Source organism: Thomasclavelia cocleata, from assembly GCF_900102365.1.
Classification (GTDB): Bacteria; Bacillota_I; Bacilli_A; order Erysipelotrichales; family Coprobacillaceae; genus Thomasclavelia; species Thomasclavelia cocleata.
Genome location: NZ_FOIN01000043.1, coordinates 1 through 22,100, shown reverse-complemented (window position 1 = coordinate 22,100; position 22,100 = coordinate 1). Strand labels below are relative to the sequence as shown.

The window sequence follows — 22,100 nt, the reverse complement described above, 5'->3', positions numbered from 1 at the left end:
AAGTCTTTATCAGTAACCTTATCAGCTACTTCAACTGCTATTTGTAAAGCTAGTTTATTAGCCTGATCTTCAACATCAATTTTTTCAAGTGCATTGATTGCATCATTAAGAGCTTTTAATGCATCATCAATTTGTTGTTGAGTAGCTTGTTCATTAGCTAAAACTGCTTCAGCATTATCTAGAGCAACTTTGAATGTTGTCCAAGATTCTGGGGTATAATCATTTTCATTATAAACTACATATTCATCATATTTTTCTTGTAATCCAGTTTTATCTACAACTTCAGTACTTTCTACTGTAAATCTAAGTTCTGCCCATGAAGCATGATCATTGTAATCAGCACCATTAGTATCAACATTTAAGATAATATTTTCTTTACCAGTAACATCGATATCAATTTCTTTTGAACGTAATGCTTTCATTTGACCAGAATTATAAATTTCCTCCCCATCTGCAATTACCTTAAAGATTACATCAGCACGATCTTCTGCAGTACTAGTTTGATTAGAGTTAATACCAATAATTCCTTTTAAATTAGTATAACCTTTACCAGCTATATTAACTCCAACTCTACTTGGCGCATGAACCCCAACTCCTTTAGCGAAGTTTGTTACAACTCCATCTACATATAATGAAATTGGATTAGCATCGCATACATCTCTACTGTTCGCAAAATAACCACCTTCATCAAGTGTCCAATCCATATCTGAAACATACATTTCATCTACTTCTCTAAATGTAATAGTATAAGTTTTTGTAATACCATAGCTAGAAGTTGCTTTAATAACCACAACAGCTGGTAAACTATCTGGTTGTTCAAACTCTTCAACTACAACTTTATTATCTGTAGTAACTACAGATACTACAGGAAGTTTATCATATGAACCTTTTAATAATTTAAATTCATATGAATCTTTATTTACCTCAAATCCACTAATTTCTTCTCCATTAACTAAAATAGATTTAACTGGTAAACTTGATTGTGTGTTTTTATTACTTTTTTCCATCAATATATCAGTATCATTTGTATTAATAGGAACAATTCTAAATGTGTGTGAATAAGTTTGTCCTTTTTTAAGAGTATATTGATCTAAAGGTGCTGGTCCACAAGCTGCTCCACCTAATCCACGCTGTACTTGATCAACATTAAATACAATATGATCAGATTTTGGAACTTGATACATATGACGTTTTCCATTCATATCTTCATCTTCATACCGTGATACAGAACTATTCATATCTTCTTGAGCAGAAACCATGAAACCAATACCAGCATCATTAGTTACAGCTGCCCAACGAACATCAGTTCTATTTCCATTTTCTTGTGGTTTTACATATTTATTTTCACCATCGATTGCATCAACTGTTGTTTCATATACATCAATTAATGCTGCAGTATTTCTATCACTATAATTTTCAAAAGGTCCACGACCATAATATTTATAATTACTAAATTCAGTTGGTACATTAAATTTCATACCAATTCGTGTTAAATTATTAGTAATAGTAGTAGATGGTGTAACAGTATTAGTTACTACAACTTCACCATTACCATAAATTTGATAACTAATAGTATTAGGGGAATTATTTCCTTCAAGAGTTCCAGTTACTTCAACTTGAACTAAGTTATTATTATTCTTAGTTACTTTTACATCAGATACATTAAAACGATCTTTTGTATTAGCTAAATTTGGATCATCAGCAGGATCGTTATCAATTTTAGCACGGAAATAATTAGGGGTAGGCCCTTCATTCATTAAAGTCTTACCAGCAAAAGTATAATCTGAAATATAACCAGTTGTTTTATCTAATGATAATGCAAAGTCATTACCATTAACATTACCAGTAATGTTTAATACTTCATCTGTTTCTTCAACTTTATTAAATTCATTATCACCATCAATTGCAGGTTGAGTAATTGTTGTAACATAAGCTAAATTAATTTGTTCATATGCAATAGTATCACCTGCATGACCACTATAGTCGCCAGCCCATATTTGATCTTCTTTTAAAGTAACATCAAATTCTAAGAAATAATCTCTACCTTCAGCCTTTTGTACATCTGGTAATTCTACAGTAATTTCTTTTTCTGATAAAGGAGCTAGATTCTTTTGTTCATCAGTTAAAGTACCTTCTTTTAAGACTTTATTGTTTTCTTTAAATCGCCAAGAAACATTATAGTTATTTAAGTTAGTATTTAAGAATTCATTAACAATACGTACTGTACCATCAGTTGCTTTACCATCATTATAGAAGTTAATTTCTTGGAAAATTTTCTTTGCATCTTTAACCTTACCGCCAGCAGTACGATCTGCATTTACAATACCATTAGCACAGAAATTACCATCATTAACACGTTGATCATTCCAATCTCCACCATATCCCCAATATGATTCATCTTCATAATTAGTTCCAGTAGTAGAAACTTTGTCATTTGCAAAATCCATTGCATAAACAACACTTTCATCTGTTTCACTCATACTATCTAAAGCAGCAATTTCTTCAACAGTTAAAGCTTTGTTTAATACCTTAACACTATCAATTGCTCCATTCCATGAACGACCAGAATTTTCTGGATCATATCCAACGCCAATACTAAGTGAGTTTGTATCAAATGGGGCAGTAGCTTTATTTGCTAACTCTGCTATTAATTCGCCATTATAATATAATTTATAATTTCCACTAGTATCACAAGTAGCAGTTAAATGTTTCCAATTTCCATCAGAGAAATCAGTAGGAAGTTCAGTTGTTAAAGTTCCTGCAGACCATCCATTTACAAAGAATTCAAGCTTTCCATTTCTATCGATTTTTAAGTTATAACCTCCACTATCACCTTTAGATAAGATAGCTTGATCTCCACTTGCACCACCATTATATTTCACCCAGGCATCTAAAGTAAGCCCAGTACTTGAATTAGCAGTTAATTCTGTTTTAGTTGGAAGTGTAACATAACCATTTACTGCTTTTGTTCCATTTCTACCTTCAGTTAATGAACCAACAACTGTACCAACTGTATTAGTTTTAGCATCAGTTACAGTATAACTTTCAGTATTAATTACTTTTGTTTCAACAGATTGATCGACCCAATCCCAAATAAAACCACCTTGAGCATTATCATATGTACGGAATACATCCCAATACTCTTTTAAATTACCTAGTGCATTACCCATTGAATGAGCATATTCTGATTGAATATATGGTAATTTGTTACCTTTATTAGTAACATGTCCAACAATACTAGATACTCCCCAATATTGTGAACTATAAATATCTACCATTGATTCTTCACGAGTAGCTCCATAACGATTTTGACGTTCATATTTACGAATACGACTAGGATCTCTTTGTAATATCCATCTTGTTGAATTCCAGAAAGGGAAATCATCTGTAAGAGCGTAATTAGTATACGTAGCTTCATTACCTAATGACCATATTACAATAGAAGTATGATTTTTATCACGTTCAACCATATTTTTAGTACGACTCATAACGGCATTATTCCAAACTCCAGTATTTGGTAAATTTGAAGATGTCGCACCTACATGTGTTTCAATATTCGCTTCATCACATATATAAATACCAAATTCATCAGCTAACTCATAAGTTAATACATTATTTGGGTAATGTGATGTACGAATAGCATTTACATTATGTTCTTTCATCATTCTTAGATCTGTTACAATTTCTTCTTTACCAATTGCACGACCTTTATCTAATGAAGTTTCATGACGATTTGTTCCACGGAACATAATTTTTTCGCCATTAATTTGCATTTGTTGTTGACCTGAGTCATTAATAACAACATTTTCAATTTTTCTAAATCCAATTCTTTGAACTGCAGTTTCAATTACTTCACCATTAGAATCTTTTAATTGTAAAACTACACGATACAGATTCGGTGAATCTGCAAACCACTTTTTAGGATTTATAACTCTTGCTTCACCAGTTTTTTCAACACCTAAATCATCAATTAACTCTTCTAAAGTTTCTTTAGCAGGATCTAAATTATATTCCATTTTAATCGGATTAGCTAAAATTGCTTCATCACTTTCATTAGAATATAATTGAGCTTCAACTGTATAATTTCCACCTGCTGCGTTTGCAAGATTTCTAACCGATGCATCAATAGTCAATGTTGCATCTTGATTATTTTCATCTAATTCAGGTTTAATAAAGAAATCTCTTAATTCTACAGTATCTTTAGAATATAAATATACATCTCTAAAAATACCACTCATACGAATAAAATCTTGATTTTCTAAATAACTACCTGTTGACCAACGATAAACCTGTAAAGAGATAGTATTCTCTTGACCAGCGATACTGCCATCAGCATTTGTGTTTAAATAAGGGGTAATATTGTAATCATCAGCAGTATAACTATCTTCACCATATCCTACTTTTTGTCCATTTACATAAAGATAAAAAGCAGATTCAACACCTTGGAATGATACAAATACTTGACGTCCATCCCAATTGTCACTTATTTTGAATTTACGCTGATAATGACCTACGCTGTTATTTACAGTAGGGGCATGAGCATTACTAGCATTCAATTCAACGCTTTCAAAATTTTGCCAAGGATATCTTGTATTAGAATAAATTGGTGGTTCATATTTAAAACTACCATCTTCATTTCTAATTGTTTGAATATTACTTGGCACATTAATTTTGTCCCATCCTTCACTACTCCAATTAATAGTATCATCATCTGGATCAGTTAAACGATCAGCTGGATTTTGAGCAAATTTAAAATCCCACTCACCATTCAATGATGAATAATAATTAGATTTTGAAGGATCCTTTGATAATGTTGACTTTTCATTATCCATTCCAACTTTGGCGTCGTGATATGGAATGAAATTAGAACGAGCATACTCACGATTTTCTTCTACTATTTCTAATTCATCATACCACGCTTCTCCTTCATATGGGCTAGCTGCACTAACCAAAATTTGTCCTGATGCCGCAAGACAACTAACAGTCATTGCACTAACTAATATGGAAGGCATAATTTTCTTCATTTCTTTATCCTCCTTTTCCCTTATATTACATATTGTATTAGTAAAGCTATAAAAATGTAATACAATATTTTATTATCTAGGGAGAAGAATTTATTTTTTATAAATAATATTTTATATTATTTTAAATGATTTAAAACAAAAAAAGGCTTATAACAAGCCTTTTCTACTATTTTACAGTGACTAATTCTAAATAGCTAGTAGTTCCTCCAACACCTGGTGTACCAGCAGTAATTAAAATTTGTTCTCCTGGTTCAACACCATTTTCTTTAGCTAAAATTTGTGCATATTCTAACTGAGAAGCACGATCTGTCATTTGTTTACAAACAACACCTTTCACACCCCAATTTAATGCTAAAGAACGAGTTACAGGTTCATATGGTGTAGCAGCAATTATCATAGATTCTGGACGATAACGAGATACACGTTTAGCAGTTGAACCACTTTCTGTATACACTACGATTGCAGATACCTTGAATTTAGATGCAATTTCAGCAACTGACATACAAATTGCTTCTGAAGGATCTTCTGGAGCAGTTCTAATTGCTTTTCTTAATAAAGAACTATAGTCTAATGTTTCTTCTGTTTTCAAAGCAATCTTAGTCATTGTCATAACTGCTTCTTCAGGATATTTACCTTGAGCAGACTCACCAGATAACATGATTGCATCAGTTCCATCATAAATAGCATTAGCAACATCACTTACTTCAGCACGAGTTGGTCTAGGATTTTCTTGCATACTATCTAACATTTGTGTTGCAGTAATAACTACTTTACCAGTCGCACGACATTTTTTGATTAGTTCTTTTTGAATTAAAGGTACATCTTCAGCTGGTACTTCAACACCTAAATCTCCACGAGCTACCATGATTCCATCTGCCACTTTTAAGATTTCATCCATATTTTCAACACCTTCACTATTTTCAATCTTAGCGATAATTTGAATTTCTGGATGACCATTTTCAATTAATAATTTCTTTACGTCTAAAACATCTTGAGCACGTCTAACAAAAGAAGCAGCAATAAAGTTAACCCCTTGTTCACAACCAAAAGTAATATCAGCAGTATCTTTTGGTGATAAATAATCAAATCCTAATTTAATTCCTGGTACATTAATACCTCGTTTATTTTTAACAATTCCATCATTTGCACATACACAAACAATATCAGTTCCTTCAACATGATCGACTAATAATTCAACTTGACCATCATTAACTAAAATAAAACCACCTGGTTTAACATCTCTATATAATTCTTTGTATGTAATAGTAAAGCGATCACTAGTACCTTCAATATCTTCTTGACAAATTGTAACAACCTGCCCTTTTTTAAACTCTGTTTTACCACCTACAAAATCACCAGTTCTAATTTCTGGTCCTTTTGTATCTAATAAAATTGCAATATTTTTACTTAATTCTTTACTTAATTTGCGAACTGTGACAATTCTTCCCCCATGTTCTTCAAAGTCACCATGTGAAAAATTAAGTCTCATTACATTCATACCTGCAAGAATTAATTTTCTTAACATTTTTTCATTTTCACTTGCAGGACCAATTGTACAAACAACACGAGTTTTCTTTTTTCTTTCTTTCAATTCAAATACCATACCCTATTTATCCTCACCTTTACATATATTTATATTAACGAAGTTTCATTGCATCTTCGTAAATACCAAAATCTGTTTTACGTTTTTGAGATAATGTTTCAATAATATCTAATCCTTTAATTTCACCATTTACCTCACTTACACAAAGACCACCTTTACCAGCTTCTAATAATTCAACTGCATATACCCCCATACGAGAAGCAAGTACACGATCACGAGCCGAAGGACGTCCTCCTCTTTGCATATGCCCTAAAACATTTGCACGAGTTTCAAATCCTGTTGCAGCTTCAACCTTTTTAGCTAATTCATGAACATCTGTAATATGTTCAGTAATAACTACAATTGCATGTTTTTTATCAGATTCTTTTGATGCTTTTAATCTTTCAATTACTTTTTCTTCATCAAAACCAATCTCACTTGTAATAATCATTTCAGCCCCTGCAGCTATCCCCGCATTAATAGCTAAATCACCACAACGGCGTCCCATTACTTCAAGAATAGTACAACGTTGATGTGAACTTGATGTATCTCTTAAACGGTCTAAAGCATCAACAACTGTATTTAACGCTGTATCAAAACCAACCGTATAATCTGTATTTGGAATATCATTATCTATTGTTCCTGGAATCCCAATACAATTGACACCCATTTCAGTAAGCTTTAAAGCACCAGTATAACTACCATCTCCACCAATAACAACCAATGCTTCCATTCCTACTTTTTTCATTTGTTCAATTGCACTTTTTCTAATTTCAGGATCCTTAAACTCAGGAAAACGAGCTGATTTTAGGAATGTTCCTCCTAAGTTAATAATATTACGTGTACTATGACGGTCAAACTTAATGAAATCACCTTCATATAATCCTTTATAACCTAAGCGAACTCCATATACTTCTATACCTTTATTCAAACATGTTCTAGCTACAGCTCGAACAGCGGCATTCATTCCAGGAGCATCTCCACCAGATGTTAATACACCAATACATTTAACCATTCTTTTTCCTCCTTATAACCACATTTTTATTTCCAAGACATTTTAACACAAAAAGATTGATGTTTCCATCAAATCTTTAATATTTTGTATTAAAACATTAATATTTTTTTATCGTAAATCCTTACCTTTTAACTCTAATGGAATACTAACCGCTTTCATTCTTGAAATCAATCTTTCAACCCTTTCTTTATCACTAGATTTTAATGTATAAAGCCTCTTCAGTTTTTCCAAAGAATACTCACTAGTAAAGAAAGTAGCTTTATCGTTTTGTAAACGATAAGCTAAAACAGCAGAAAGTACCTCATCTCTTGACCAGGGTGTCACACTTTCTCCACCCACATCATCAATAACTAAATAATCCAAATTTTTCATTAATTCAATTGAACTATTAATTCCCTCATTTCCAAACGAATTTTTTAAATCCATTAAAAAAGTTGGAAAATGAATAAAACCACATTTAAAGCCTTTAATAACTAAGCATCGAATTAAAAATCCCATAATAGTACTTTTACCTGTACCACCACTGCCATAAAGATAAAATCCTCTATGAGTAGGATTTTTAATATAATCACTCATCATTTTGATTATTACTGTACCATTACTTTCAGGATCCTGCTTAAATGTTAAATCACTTGGTTTAGTAAGTAAAATACGATTATTAACATTTTTAAGTAAAATACTGTTTAAAATATTTTGATTGTTAAAATGTGTCCGCCCATATTGACAAGGCGTTAGCGATAGACTGATCTCACCATTTTGATAATTAAACTGGCGAATCATTCCCTTAGATATTTTAGGACATTTTTTTAATGATTTACAGTCTCTACAAATATCCAAATCTTCTTTATAATCTAAAAACTCTATCCAGTTTTCTTCAATATCACTACGACTTAAATAATATTTCTCTAACACCTTAACAATATTATGGTCATTTAATAATTCATTAATACTATTTTCTTTATTTTTATTAAAATTATTATCTTCAATAAATAAATTTAGATCCTGAATATTTTTCATGCTACCCTCCTATTCAAATTGACTTAAAAATTCTTTTAATTCCATTTCATCAATATTTTCATCTTTTACCATACTAATATCTTCATTAATATCATGATTATTCCGACGATACTTTAAGTATAAACTAGCTTCATCTAAAGCTTCTTTAACCGTTTTTATTTTTTTACGTTTCCACTGAGCTGCACGAGCCTGCATGAAAGCCTTAGATAAAACATTATCACATTGTGATAATGTTAGCTCAATTAATACATTCATCACACCAGGTTCTAAGTATAAAGATGTCATAATAGACTCAACAATCTGCAAATCATGTTTAAGAGGTTCTCGTCCTCCTTGCTTATCTTTTAATAACTGATATGGATTAATACTTTCTAAATATTGAATATGAGTATTTAATGGATCATTACCATTAGAACTTTTATGAATAACTGCTTGTTTATGATAAATCTCTTCAAATTTTTCTGGCATTGCAAGATCATAATGATCTCGACAGTTTTTAATCAATAATTGATGAATCAGTTTATCATCCTGAATGCTATCTTTTACAAGTCCCTGCATATCAAGTGCATTAATACGATACATCAAACCTAATTGTTTAATTATTATTTCATCATCAGTAGTAATAATATTTCTTTTTATTTGATAATCTTTCAACCCCTGATAAAATAATTCTAAATCATATTCATTTTTAATATCTCCATAATCACTGTTAAAATAATTTTTTTCAACTAATACTTCTTTTGTACCTTCAAGTAAATTAATATCAAACACATCAGTAAATTTAGCAGTGATATCTCTATAATCACTTAAATCAGGAAGTGATGATTTAAAACATAATTTAGTTCGATATAACTCTTCTTTCCCTAACCTTTGTAATAATAAAGGTCCTAAAATAACATGATTAAATATTTTAGCTGGAGCTAAAGGAGTTTTTAAAATATAAAGATATGTTCTTATATTTTTAGCATCTTTTTTATATTTTGCTAAAAGTCCAATTGCTTCCAGTTTTAAACTTGCTTCATTAAGTTCATTTAATGACAATCCTGTTATTTTTGTTAGACGACTAAAAAGGCTTGGGGCTTTAGTTAATGTAAGCTGATCTAATTCTGAATAAAAACTTAAATATAAACTACATGCATTATTACCAATTAAAGGCTGATATAATAACTGAATAGAACGCATATGAATACTATCAAGAGGATAACTGGCATTCACTGTGTATAAATCAGACAACATTAACTTATCCATATTAACTTCCTTTCAATAATTTTTCAATTTGATCATATAAATATTCTATACCTTGACTATTGTCTAAAACAATATCTGCACGAATTTTTTTTTCTTCGATACTCATTTGATTAGAAATAATAGTTTTAGCATATGTTTCATCAATATTATCACGTTTCATTAATCTTTTGATTTCTTCTTGTTCATTTAAATACACAACAATTATTTTATCGCATAAATACTCTAGTTTACTTTCAAATAGTAATGGTATATCCAAAAAAATAATTTTTTCATCTTGATTGTTTTCAATCTGTTTTTTTATTTCATTAATAACATATGGATGAATAATCTCTTCTAAATCAAGTTTTGCCTGCTTATCATTAAAAATAATGTGACCTAAAGCCTTACGATCAATACTTCCATTACCTAAATTAAATCTTTCCTTAGTAAGTTTAATACAATTATAATCAATAGTTAAAGCATCATATGCTAATTTATCACTATCAACAACCAAATATCCCTCACTTTTTAAATAATTAGTAACAGTACTCTTACCAGTTGCAATACTACCAGTGATTCCGATTACTTCCATTTACATTTTCTCCCTAATTGCATCTAAAATTTTAGCACAATTTACACTATTATCAAGACTCATGATTTCGCTTTCTGTCTTATTACTTTCTATCAAATCATTAAAATGAGCTATTTCACTATAAAAATCATCATATTCATATTCAATATGTTTATTAATAACTTGATCATCTGATAATATAATTTGAATATCTAAAGGTCGATGTAATGGTTTTACAATCATCTTACCATAACTTCCAGTAAAAACTACTTGATTTTCCTTTTTACGATCCATCGCACACTCAACAATTCCTACTTGATCTTTAAATCCAATTTTTGCAAACACATAACTATCAACTCCACAGTCATGATATCTATAATTTACATTTAATTCACTTATTTCATAGTTAAAATAGTCATCCAAATAACTTATATTATAAATTCCCAAATCCCATAAACAGCCACCTTGTTTACAGTCAAATAAATAAGAATTTGGATCATATTCTAAATGTTCACTACAAAAACTAGTTTCAATTTTTTTTATCTCACCAATTACTTTTTTATCTAAGAGTAAATTTTTAGCTTCTTTATATCCTGGTACAAATCTTGTTTTCATAGCTTCCATTACTAAGATTTGTTCTTTTCTAGCTAAATCTTTTATTTCCTGGATTTGTTTAAAATTTATTACAGCTGGTTTTTCTACTAAAACCTTTTTATGAGCCAAAATAGCTTTTTTTATCCATTCATAGTGATAATAATGTGGCAATGCTATATATACAGCATCAATAACTGGGTCATCAAGTATTTCTTGAAATGATCCATAAGCCTTATTACAAGGAAATAATTGTCTAAATCTTTGTGCCTTTTCAACAGTTCGACAACTTACTGCTTCTAAATTTGCTCGTTTATCTTTACTTAATGCCTCACAAAAACGATGTGCAATATTACCAGCTCCAATAACACCCCAATTAATCATCTTATTTTCTCCTTTTTTGGCATTGTTTACAATAGTATGTACCTCGTCCTTTAATTGCTTCCTTAGTTATTTCTCCACCACAAATCGGACATATTTTTTGCATATGAGCTTTTAGCTTCACTTGAAACAATCCATCAATTCCATTTGCACTAAATGAATGAATTGTAGTACCACCTTGTTCGATTGCTTCTTCCAAAATTTTAGAAGATACTTCTTTTAATTCAGCAACACTTTTTTTAGTTAACTTACAAGCAGGTGTATAAGGATCTAAATGCATTGCAAAACATATTTCATTAGCATAAATATTACCAATTCCAGCAATAATACTTTGATCTAAAATAGCATGTTTAATTGGTAATTTACATTTATGTAATTTTGCATATAACTCTTTAACATCTACATTAAATGGTTCAGCCCCTAATTTTGATAATGGCAATTCATTCGAATAGTTATTTAAACTAACTAGTTTCATTCTTCCAAACTTACGAGTATCGTTATATCGTAACTGCTTACCATCATCAAGATTAAAAATGATATGATCATGTTTGTTTAAAGGAATATCTTGATCAACATAATGATATTTACCTTCCATTCTCAAGTGTGATACAAATGCAGTATTATCCAATTTGAAAATTAAAAATTTACCAATTCTATCAATATCATTAATTACTTGATTACTAACATTTTCTATAAATTTATCGATATCATCTTCAATAATTTTTGGATAAAGTACATCTACTGAAACAATTTTTTTCTTTAAAACAAAGTTTTTTAACGTTCTACGAACAGTTTCTACTTCTGGTAACTCTGGCATCTTTTCACCTACTTTAACTCATACCAGTTAACGGCATAACTTCCTTCTGATTTTAACTCTACATCCATCTTAACAGCTGTAGTCATCCCTTTAGCAACAATTTCCATTACTTCACCTAATTCCTCTTTATAAACATCAAAAATCAATTCATCATGTACTTGCAATATCATTTTAGATTTCAAACCACGTTTCTTTAGTAACTCATCAACTTTAATCATCGCTACTTTAATAATATCTGCAGCCGAGCCTTGAATTGGCGAATTCATCGCCAAACGCTTTCCAAATTCCTGACGCATATAATTTTTTTCATTAATTTCACGAATGAAGCGTTTACGATTTAACATTGTTGTAACATAACCATTCTTCTTACAGAACTCAATATTATTGTCCATATAATCCTTTATTTCTGGATAATTTTCAAAATAACTTCTTATAAATTCCCTAGCTTCAGCCACTGATACTCCAACTTGTTCAGCTAATCCAAAATCAGACATTCCATAAATAATCCCAAAATTTACAGCTTTAGCATTTCGACGCATCGTACTATCAACTTGTTCTTCACTAACACCAAATATTTCACTAGCAGTATGACGATGAATATCTTTATCTTCATTAAATGCTTTAATTAAAGATTTAACTTTTGCTAAATGAGCCAATACCCTAAGTTCGATTTGTGAATAATCAAATGATACTAAATAATCATATTCAGGAATAAATGCTTTACGAATCAATTTACCCTCAGGTGTTTTTACGGGAATATTTTGTAGATTAGGATCAGTTGAAGATAATCTTCCTGTCTGAGTTAAAGCCTGGTTATAAATTGTATGAATCTTTCCATCTACAAAAACCTGTTCTTGTAAACCAATGATATATGTAGAATATAGTTTTGAAAGCATACGATACTTTAATACTTTATTAATGATAGGATGAATATCCTGCAGTTTATTTAAAATATCTACTGAAGTTGAATATCCGGTTTTTGTCTTTTTAGCAAATGGTAATTTTAAATCTTCAAATAACACTTCACCTAACTGCTTTGGAGAAGCAATATTAAATTCTTTATGAGCTAATTGATGAATATCTTTTTCTAAGATACTAATCTCTTGTCCAAATTGATTTTCCAACTGCTTTAAAACTTCTTTATCTATCTTTGCACCTTGATATTCCATCTCAGCTAAAATTTTAGCTACAGGCATTTCTACATCTTTATATAATTCAAATTGATTTTCGTGTTGTAATCTATCAATAGCTTTATCTTTTAATACATAAATAGCTTTAGCCTGTTTTACTAAATGATTAGCAATTACATCAATTTCAGGAATTTTCTTTTTAGCTCCTTTACCATATACTTCTTCATCATATAAAACATCATAATATTCATAATATTCACAAACACTACGAATCTCATCTTTTAAACTTGGATTTAAAATATATGAAGCCAATTGTAAATCAAATACATAATTTTTAATCTTTAAACCATACCACTTAGAAGAATTAATACATTTTTTTATATCATAGCCATATTTTTCAATTGTTTCATTTTCTATAAAAGATTTAAAATTATTACAATTCATTGCATTTTCTAATGAAATATAATACGCTTCACTATCATTATAAATAGCAAAACCAATAATTAATGAACGGTGATAATTAGTATCATAAACACCTACTACTAATGAACTGTCACGTTTAATAATTGGTAATGATTCAACTATTTTAATATCTATTTCTTTTTGTGGTTTAATATCTTCATTTTTTAAAGACATTCTTTTTAATAATGAATTCATACTATAACGTCGATAGAAATCCGCCAACTCATTATAATCATGTCCTTGATATCGATATTCTTCTAAATCAACCTCTATAGGTACATCTTTAATAATCGTGGCAATTCTTTTTGATAATATTCCTTGATCAATATTATCACGAATCTTTTCTCCCATCTTACCTTTCAACTCATCAAGATGCTCACTTAGATTTTCTACTGTATGATATTGTTTTAAAAGCTTTAAAGCTGTTTTTTCACCTACTCCAGGAATTCCTGGGATATTATCAGCTTTATCACCCATCAACCCTTTTAAATCCCGCATTTGATCAGGAATCAATCCATATATTTCTTTAAACTTCTCAGGTGTAATTTTTTCTAATTCTGCAACACCCTTTTTAGTTAAATATACGCTAATATTATCATCAACCAATTGCAACATATCTTTATCACTAGTAACAATACTTACTTTAAAACGATTTTTACTAGCTAATGTGGATACTGTTCCAATGATATCATCACCCTCATAACCTTCGATTTCTTGATACTTGATTCCATGTGCTGTTAAATATTCACGAATCATTGAAAATTGACATACTAATTCATCAGGAGTTGCACTCCGAGTCCCCTTATAAACTTCAAACAGATCATTTCTAAACGTCTTTTTACCATAATCAAAAGCAACCATTAAATATTCTGGATTCCCTTTTAATATATTCTCCAACATATTTGCAAAACCATAAACTGCATTAGTTGGAATACCATCCTTATTTACCATCATATTTCCCATTGCTGCGGTTGCATAATAAGCTCGATACAACAACGAATTTCCATCTATCATTACTAATTCTTTCATCTCTACCCATCCTTAACGTATATTTTTAGCCTGGTTTATTACCAGTGATAGTTTATCGCGAAAATTCACCTTACCTTCAATTAAATAAATTTCCCCACGAATTAATATTCTTTTTAAAACCTGGAAACTACTTGCAAAAACCACTCCATCTACATTTCCTGTTTCATCATAACCTTCTATAAAACACATTTCTTCACCTTTTTTATCAACAATAACTTTTACTCTTGATAATGCCATAATAACCTGCACAGGTCTATTGATATAATTTTGCAGTTCACTTATATTAATTATTCTTTGATCAAAATTTCTTTTTATCAAAGCTATTGGATGCATAGATAAATATACTCCTAATACCAACTTCTCTTCTTCTAGAACTTTTATTCGATTATCTTTAACTATTGTCAATATTGGAGGTTCTTCAATTCCTATAGAATTCTTTAACTTAGCATATTCAATAATTTTATGTAAATTTTCTTTGATAGTACTACGATTCAATTTAAATTCATCAAACGCTCCAGCCATAATTAGACTATCAATCATTTTACTATTTAATTTACTAGTTTCCATTCGAGAAATAAAATCAAAGATATCTTTAAATAATCCTTTTTTTCTCTCCTCTATAATCGCTTTATATCCTGCATACCCAACATTTTTAATAGCCAAAAGTGAAAAACGAATATTACCATCCTCAACTTTAAAACGATCTATAGAATAATTAATTGATGGTGGTAACAATTTTACTCCATATTTTTTCCCTTCTTGAATACAATTTATCTTACTACTATCACTTCCCTGTTCATTAGATAACAAAGCACTAAAGAACTCTAAAGGATAATTAGCTTTTAAATATGCTAACCAGTATGCTACATACCCATATGCAACAGAATGTGATTTATTAAAACCATAATTAGCAAATTTTTCAATTAAATTAAATATTTTAACTGTTTCTTCCTCACTAAAACCATTGGCAATTCCACCATTAGTAAAATCAGTTTTCATCGAAGCCATCAAACTAGCAGTTTTCTTTGACATTGCTTTTCTTAAAATATCAGCTTTAGCTAATGAAAAACCAGCCACCTTTCTAGCGACCTGCATTACTTGCTCCTGATATATTATTATTCCATATGTAGATTCCAATATTGGTTTTAAACATTCTAATGGATAAGTAATTGCTTCTTGTCCTTTTTTTCTTGCAATATAGGAAGGAATATTAGCCATTGCTCCTGGTCTAAATAAAGCAATTGCTGCAATAACATCATCTAAACAATCACACTGCATCTTGATTAAAAGATTTTTCATTCCTGGAGATTCTAATTGAAAAATTCCAAAAGTATCTCCACGACTTATCATCTGATATGTCTTTTTATTATGTAAATCAATTTCATTAATATTTATTTTTATCTGATAATTTTTTTCTATATCTTTGATTATATAATCAATTATCGTTAGATTTTTCAGCCCTAAAAAATCCATTTTTAATAACCCAACTTCTTCAATATAATCTTTTGAATATTGAGTTATTATTCCTTCATTAGGTCCTCTAACCAAAGGAACAATTTGATCAAGAGGTTCACTTGATAAGACAACTCCTGCTGCATGTGTTGAAATATTTCGTGGTAATTTTTCAACCATAAACACAGCTGGCATGATCTTACGTAATGCTGGGTCTTTATTAACCATTGATTGGAAATTATAAGACGTCTCAAAAACTTCTTTAGCACTCTTGCGGTTTTTATAGCTAGTTGGAATATTTTTAGCTAATAATTCTAACTTAGGTAATGGAACCCCTAAAACCTTTCCTAAATCTTTGATTGCTACTTTAGGACCATATGTTGAAAAAGTAACAATCTGGGCTACATGTTCCTGACCATACTTATTAGTAACATATTCAACAATTTCATCACGACGATCATCTTGAAAATCAATATCAATATCAGGCAGACTAATTCTCTCTTCATTTAAAAATCGCTCAAACAATAAATCATATTTTAAAGGATCAACATTAGTAATTCCTAATACATAAGCAACTAAGCTGCCTGCTGCTGAACCTCTTCCTGGGCCAACCAAAATTTTATTTACTTTTGCATATCTTACATAATCAAAAACGATTAAAAAATAATCATCAAAACCCATTTTAGTTATAACATCTAACTCTTTTTTTAATCTTTTTAAATATTTTGGATCTACATCTTCTCCTTTAAAACGTTTTTTTAATCCAACTATGCACAACTGACGTAAATACTCGCTCGTATTACCATTTTTAGGTATTGGATATTTAGGTAAGTGCATCTGATGAGTAGGAATAGTTACATTACACATAGTAACAATATAATTTGTATTTTCAATATATTTTTTATCAAAACTACTTTCCATTTCATAACTAGATTTAAGATATAACTGATCTGTTATTAATTCATGATTTATATCTAATGTGACTCCTTTAGTAAAAGCTTGTAATAATTCTAGAGTATAAGCATCTTTGCTTTCAAGATATCGTACTTCATTAGAAACACAAACTGGAATATTCTCTAATAGTGCTAAAGCACTTAAACGCTCATTTATTTTCTTTTGCATTGCTAAACCATGATTCTGTAAACAAACATAAAAGAATTTAAAACTATTTTTAAATAAACGTAAATACTTTAATACTTCAGATTCTAATTCTTTTAATAGTAATCTTTCAATTATTCCTTCTTTACAAGCTGATAAAACAAATAAATGTTCTTGATATCGTGAAAGATTTTCTAAAGTAATAGCTTTATTATCACTCAATGAAATAATACTAGTTATTTTAACTAAATTAAAATAACCTATCGTATCCTTAGCTAATAATAATAGTGGATATATTTCATGATCAATTTCAACACTAGCCTCCAAACCATAAATTGGTTTAATCCCATACTTTTGACAACTACGAGTAAATTCCATTACCCCAAACATATTATCTTTATCAGTTAAAGCTAGTGCCTCATAGTGGAGATCACTAGCCTTTTTACACAAGTCCTCAATTAAAATAGTACTATTTTGAAAGCTATACGCACTGTAAACTTGTAAATGACCTAGCATTGTCTCCACATCCTTTCAAAATGTATTATACCACCAAACAGTTCATTTAAAAATGATTATTATAGAATTGCTCTAAATGAAAATAAAATAATCATAATTGATAGATACAAACATAGACACATATAAATGGTATCAAAAAAAGCAAATGTCGTAACCGCTAAAAGCCAAACACGAAAACAATATAGTGCTAAAATATAAAAATGATATTGAACTTGTAAAACACAAAATCTTTTTTGCCAGCCAATAATAACAATAGAAAGCAAGGCAGCAATCAAATGGAAAGGTATGATCCACATTGGACATAATACCTGCATCATTAAAACTACACCACATATAAACTGTAATTTTTTTATTCGTATCAACATATAATCACCTATGATATTATATGAAATTCTACCAATAAAAATGAAAAGAAGTGGAAAATCAAGAAAGATTATTCCACTATAAATAGTGCTTAGTCAAAGCTTTTGTTAACTGATCAGGACAACTAGTTGATTTCATCCCACATCTAATTCCTTGTAAACGCTCAATTACTTCTGATACTTTCATTCCTTTAACAAGCGCCCCTACACCTTGAGTATTACCAGAGCACCCACCAATAAATCTTACGCTATTCACTATTCCATCACTTGCATCAATTATAATTTGTTGAGCACATACCCCTTGAGGTTGAAACTTAACTTCCATTATTAGTACCTCCTATTTACTATTATTATAACGATAGATAAAAGTAAAGCAAATAATTCGCTTTACTTTCTTACTAATTTAACAATTGTTGTCAAATATGAATTATGACATGATGAATCTAATGCCACAATCTTTTCTAATTGATAATTACTTTCCAAATCCGCTAGATCTTTTGCTAATGTTGTATAAGACTGACAGCTATATATAATTGTTTTGATTTTAGCAATCTTAATACTATTTTTAATTGTATCACTTAAACCAAATCTTTCATTTTGAATTACAAGCGTGTCATAAATTTTCTTTTTTGCATAAATAACGATTTTACTATCAATATCACCCGATACAAATGTAACATTCTCTTTTCTTTTTGCATTAATTTTTGCATCTTCAATATGATATTTTTTTTCATCAATAGCAATTATTTCTTCATGATCCAAATCAGACTCTAACATCCCAATTCCACAATTTAAAGAAATTATTTTTTTACTATCCTGCAACATCGCTTTAATACAATTTATCTGCTTATAATATACCAGCATATTTTCTGGTAATTTAGACTTTACAGATACTAGATATTTTTTATCCTCATTGTACAATTCTAAGCGACTCGCTCCAAACACTTTTGTATAGCCCAACTCATCAAACTCTTGATGCTTAGATGTATTAATTGACATAAAAATACTTACAATATGTGGCAGCTGACTAATCTGCTTTACAATTTCTTCACTTAAACCATCACGACCAGTAATAAAAACTAATTGTATCTGCTTATCAATTAATTTAATTTTAATAAACCTTAAACCTGTTTTAAATTTATCATTATATATTTTACACTTGTTGTTTGTTAGAAGTATTTCTAATGCACTCAATGTTTCATTTATCATTGGATGTTGTTTAAAACATTTTGTCATTACAGTTAAATATTTACTATCACGTTGATAAATACCAAAAGTTATTTTTCCTTTAAACTCTACTATTGGTAAATTCACACTAGTGATAAATCCTTCTTGTTTAGGCGAAGCTATGACATCTTTAAAAACAGTTTTATTTAAATTATAATTTGTATATTTTCTAATTGCTTCACGAACCGCTTCCTTTTTAGCAGTTAACTGTTTAAAATAATTCAAATGCAATAATGTACATCCTTGACAGTTTTCATAAACTTTACAACGTGGATTGACCCGATCTTTTGATGACTTAATAATACTAACTAACTTGCCTTCATAATACGAACGTGTCTGTTTTGTTATTTCAACTACAACTTCTTCTTGTGGTAAAGCTCCTGGAACAAATACAATTTTGCGATCTATATATCCAATTCCTTCACCATTAATTCCTAATTTTTTAATTTCTATATTTTTTTTCATCCTACGATTTCCTCTTTTTCTAAAGATTTTCTTCCTCTTCTTCATCTGTTTCATCAAGAATTGATACTTTTAATTGCGCAATTCTATTCTTGTGCATTTTCACAATTCTAAACAATACATTTTTAATTTTTACTTCTTCATCTATTTCTGGTACTCTAGAAATTTCCCCTAATACTAATCCACCAATTGATTCAAAGTCCTCAGAATCAAAAGAAGTCTTTAGACGATCATTTACCTCATTTAAATTCAAGCTTCCATCAACTAAATATTCATTATCACCTAATGAAATAATTTCTTCTTTTTCTTCTTCATCATACTCATCATCTATTTCACCAACAATTTCTTCAACAATATCCTCAAAAGTAACTATCCCTGTCATTACTCCATATTCATCAAGAACTATTGCTAATGTTGCATGTTCTTTACGCATTGAAGCAAAAACATCTGCTACTTCATTAAATTCATAAACAACAAATGTATCACGCATATAATCTTTAATTAAAAATTCATCAGGATCGATATTAAAGAATAATAAATCTTTAACATTCAATACCCCAACAATTTCATCAAATGATTCACTATGAACAGGATAGCGTGAAAACTGACTCCGCTGATATGTTTCCATCAATTCCTCATATGAACAATCATCTGGAATACTTTCAACATGTATTCTTGGTGTCATAATTTCTTTTATCTCAGTTTCTCCAAATTCAAACACATTATGAATCATTTCTTTTTCTTGTTCTTCTAATACTCCTTCTTCATGTCCAACAGTAACAATCGTTTTTAAATCTTCTTCTGTCATCGTTGGTCCATTATCTTTATCACCACCTAAAATCTTTATAAAGAAACCAGTGATGATATTTAAGAAAAACACAACAGGCATACATATCACACAAACAAATGATACAAATCCTGATAAAAATAATGCAATTGCATCAGCATTTTTCGTTGCAAATGACTTTGGGGTAATTTCACCAAAAACTAAAATCATTAATGTTACTACCCCAGTAGCAGCAGCAACTAAGGTTGCAGAATCACCGAACAATGAAATTACAAATGAAGTCGTTAATGATGATGCTCCTATATTTACTAAATTATTTCCTACTAATATCGAACTAAATAAACGATCTGAATTAGATAACAGCTTTTCTACTGTTAGCGCTCTTTTATTTCCTTCTTCAGCTAAGTTTCGCATTCTAATCTTGTTAACTGATAAAAACGCTGTTTCAGTACAAGAAAAAACACCTGAAAAAATAATTAAAATGACAAATATTATAATATTGATTATCTGGGTCGGGTCCACAATAAATCTTATCTCCTTATTATTAATTTTTTCATTATCATATTATAAACTATATAAAAAGTCAAATTTGTATTAATCAGCCCCAAGATAAATATATCAAAATACAATTAATATTTTTAATAACAACAGCCAAACATAACCATTTACAGTATTACATAATGATTATTTATCAATTTAGATATTATGCTTTACTGTGCTATAAGAATTAATGAATTATCTAAAGCTGCAAACCTACTTTGTATCTATGTACAAATAACAGCAATTGAAAAACTATTAAATTTAAAAGACAATCTTATTCGATTGTCTTTTAGACACTAATTACTATTATCTATCCTTTGTTTAAATGCTTCAAATTCATCTTCTTCAAATATATATTTGTTTATTAGTTTTAACTGTTTTTCACTTAATCCTTCTATCCATTCTCTACATTCCTGATGATATCTTCTTTCAACTATTTCAATAAACACCTCTTTTTTTCCTATCTCAATTCCTTGTTTTTCCCCTTGTTCTATTCCTTTTTCAAGCCCTTGTTTTATCCCTATTTCAATTCCCTCTTCTAATCCCTTATTATGATACTCATCTTTAAATGATTCTGTTCTTATTCTCGCTAACGCTAACTGATTTGCTATCGACCACATTGGCTCATTATTTCTAAACTTGTCATACATCTTTATCACCATCCCGATTATGTCTTCTTCTTTCTCTTTTATTATACCAGTATATTCATTCTTTATAAACAGATAACATAACCTTTCTAAATCACTTAGTTCTTTAACTTCTTTTTCTTTTAGAATCTTTTCAATATGTTTCATCTTAATAAAATAGCGA

At 29.6% G+C, this 22,100-nt stretch carries 15 protein-coding genes; all 15 read right to left on the bottom strand.

Translation table 11 applies throughout. The features are described 5' to 3' along the window. Positions 1-5,024 (bottom strand): glycoside hydrolase family 2 TIM barrel-domain containing protein (locus BMW96_RS11805; RefSeq protein ID WP_092356213.1); only part of this gene is annotated, 5,024 nt, incomplete at its 3' end. A gap of 166 nt (positions 5,025-5,190) precedes the next feature. After that, positions 5,191-6,627 (bottom strand): pyruvate kinase, encoded by a 1,437-nt coding sequence (gene pyk, locus BMW96_RS11800; RefSeq protein ID WP_092356210.1) that lies wholly within the window; start codon positions 6,625-6,627, stop codon positions 5,191-5,193. A 34-nt stretch (positions 6,628-6,661) separates the two neighbouring features. After that, positions 6,662-7,621, bottom strand: a complete 960-nt coding sequence (gene pfkA / locus BMW96_RS11795; protein ID WP_092356208.1) for a 6-phosphofructokinase — start codon at positions 7,619-7,621, stop codon at positions 6,662-6,664. Between the two features lie 108 nt (positions 7,622-7,729). Then, positions 7,730-8,638 carry an ATP-binding protein gene (locus tag BMW96_RS11790; protein ID WP_092356205.1) on the bottom strand — a complete coding sequence of 303 codons (909 nt, stop codon included), beginning with the start codon at positions 8,636-8,638 and terminating at the stop codon, positions 7,730-7,732. A 9-nt stretch (positions 8,639-8,647) separates the two neighbouring features. Then, positions 8,648-9,886: a DnaD domain protein gene (locus BMW96_RS11785; RefSeq protein WP_092356202.1), complete on the bottom strand. Its 1,239-nt coding sequence runs from the start codon at positions 9,884-9,886 to the stop codon at positions 8,648-8,650. A gap of 1 nt (position 9,887) precedes the next feature. After that, entirely contained in the window at positions 9,888-10,457 is a 570-nt protein-coding gene (gene coaE, locus BMW96_RS11780; RefSeq protein WP_092356199.1) for a dephospho-CoA kinase, read from the bottom strand. Beyond that, on the bottom strand, positions 10,458-11,411 hold the full coding sequence (locus BMW96_RS11775; RefSeq protein ID WP_092356196.1) for a Gfo/Idh/MocA family protein: 954 nt from the start codon (positions 11,409-11,411) through the stop codon (positions 10,458-10,460). 1 nt (position 11,412) lies between these two features. Further along, positions 11,413-12,225 carry a DNA-formamidopyrimidine glycosylase gene (mutM, locus tag BMW96_RS11770; protein WP_092356193.1) on the bottom strand — a complete coding sequence of 271 codons (813 nt, stop codon included), beginning with the start codon at positions 12,223-12,225 and terminating at the stop codon, positions 11,413-11,415. A gap of 8 nt (positions 12,226-12,233) precedes the next feature. Continuing rightward, entirely contained in the window at positions 12,234-14,846 is a 2,613-nt protein-coding gene (gene polA / locus BMW96_RS11765; RefSeq protein ID WP_092356190.1) for a DNA polymerase I, read from the bottom strand. 12 nt (positions 14,847-14,858) lie between these two features. Next, positions 14,859-17,912, bottom strand: a complete 3,054-nt coding sequence (dnaE, locus tag BMW96_RS11760) for a DNA polymerase III subunit alpha (protein ID WP_092356187.1) — start codon at positions 17,910-17,912, stop codon at positions 14,859-14,861. Positions 17,913-17,971: 59 nt separating this feature from the next. Further along, the gene (locus BMW96_RS11755) at positions 17,972-18,277 is read right to left on the bottom strand and encodes a hypothetical protein (protein ID WP_092356184.1); all 306 of its coding nucleotides are present in this window, start codon (positions 18,275-18,277) and stop codon (positions 17,972-17,974) included. A 76-nt stretch (positions 18,278-18,353) separates the two neighbouring features. After that, positions 18,354-18,599 (bottom strand): TIGR03905 family TSCPD domain-containing protein, encoded by a 246-nt coding sequence (locus BMW96_RS11750; RefSeq protein WP_092356181.1) that lies wholly within the window; start codon positions 18,597-18,599, stop codon positions 18,354-18,356. A gap of 62 nt (positions 18,600-18,661) precedes the next feature. Further along, a complete protein-coding gene (rlmD, locus tag BMW96_RS11745) occupies positions 18,662-19,966 on the bottom strand; it encodes a 23S rRNA (uracil(1939)-C(5))-methyltransferase RlmD (protein ID WP_092356179.1) in 1,305 nt (434 codons plus the stop codon). A 19-nt stretch (positions 19,967-19,985) separates the two neighbouring features. Next, on the bottom strand, positions 19,986-21,272 hold the full coding sequence (locus BMW96_RS11740; protein WP_092356176.1) for an HlyC/CorC family transporter: 1,287 nt from the start codon (positions 21,270-21,272) through the stop codon (positions 19,986-19,988). Positions 21,273-21,586: 314 nt separating this feature from the next. After that, a partial coding sequence (locus BMW96_RS14240) for a hypothetical protein (RefSeq protein ID WP_092356173.1) occupies positions 21,587-22,100 on the bottom strand: 514 nt, incomplete at its 5' end.

Bases quoted from the DNA above. Each gene is read 5' to 3' on its own strand.
- polA (WP_092356190.1), bottom strand. From the start codon at position 14,846: ATGAAAGAATTAGTAATGATAGATGGAAATTCGTTGTTGTATCGAGCT.
- pyk (WP_092356210.1), bottom strand. From the start codon at position 6,627: ATGGTATTTGAATTGAAAGAAAGAAAAAAGAAAACTCGTGTTGTTTGT.
- mutM (WP_092356193.1), bottom strand. From the start codon at position 12,225: ATGCCAGAGTTACCAGAAGTAGAAACTGTTCGTAGAACGTTAAAAAAC.
- rlmD (WP_092356179.1), bottom strand. From the start codon at position 19,966: ATGAAAAAAAATATAGAAATTAAAAAATTAGGAATTAATGGTGAAGGA.
- BMW96_RS11775 (WP_092356196.1), bottom strand. From the start codon at position 11,411: ATGATTAATTGGGGTGTTATTGGAGCTGGTAATATTGCACATCGTTTT.
- dnaE (WP_092356187.1), bottom strand. From the start codon at position 17,912: ATGCTAGGTCATTTACAAGTTTACAGTGCGTATAGCTTTCAAAATAGT.
- BMW96_RS11785 (WP_092356202.1), bottom strand. From the start codon at position 9,886: ATGGATAAGTTAATGTTGTCTGATTTATACACAGTGAATGCCAGTTAT.
- pfkA (WP_092356208.1), bottom strand. From the start codon at position 7,621: ATGGTTAAATGTATTGGTGTATTAACATCTGGTGGAGATGCTCCTGGA.
- BMW96_RS11755 (WP_092356184.1), bottom strand. From the start codon at position 18,277: ATGTTGATACGAATAAAAAAATTACAGTTTATATGTGGTGTAGTTTTA.
- coaE (WP_092356199.1), bottom strand. From the start codon at position 10,457: ATGGAAGTAATCGGAATCACTGGTAGTATTGCAACTGGTAAGAGTACT.
- BMW96_RS11750 (WP_092356181.1), bottom strand. From the start codon at position 18,599: ATGGAAGTTAAGTTTCAACCTCAAGGGGTATGTGCTCAACAAATTATA.
- BMW96_RS11790 (WP_092356205.1), bottom strand. From the start codon at position 8,638: ATGAAAAATATTCAGGATCTAAATTTATTTATTGAAGATAATAATTTT.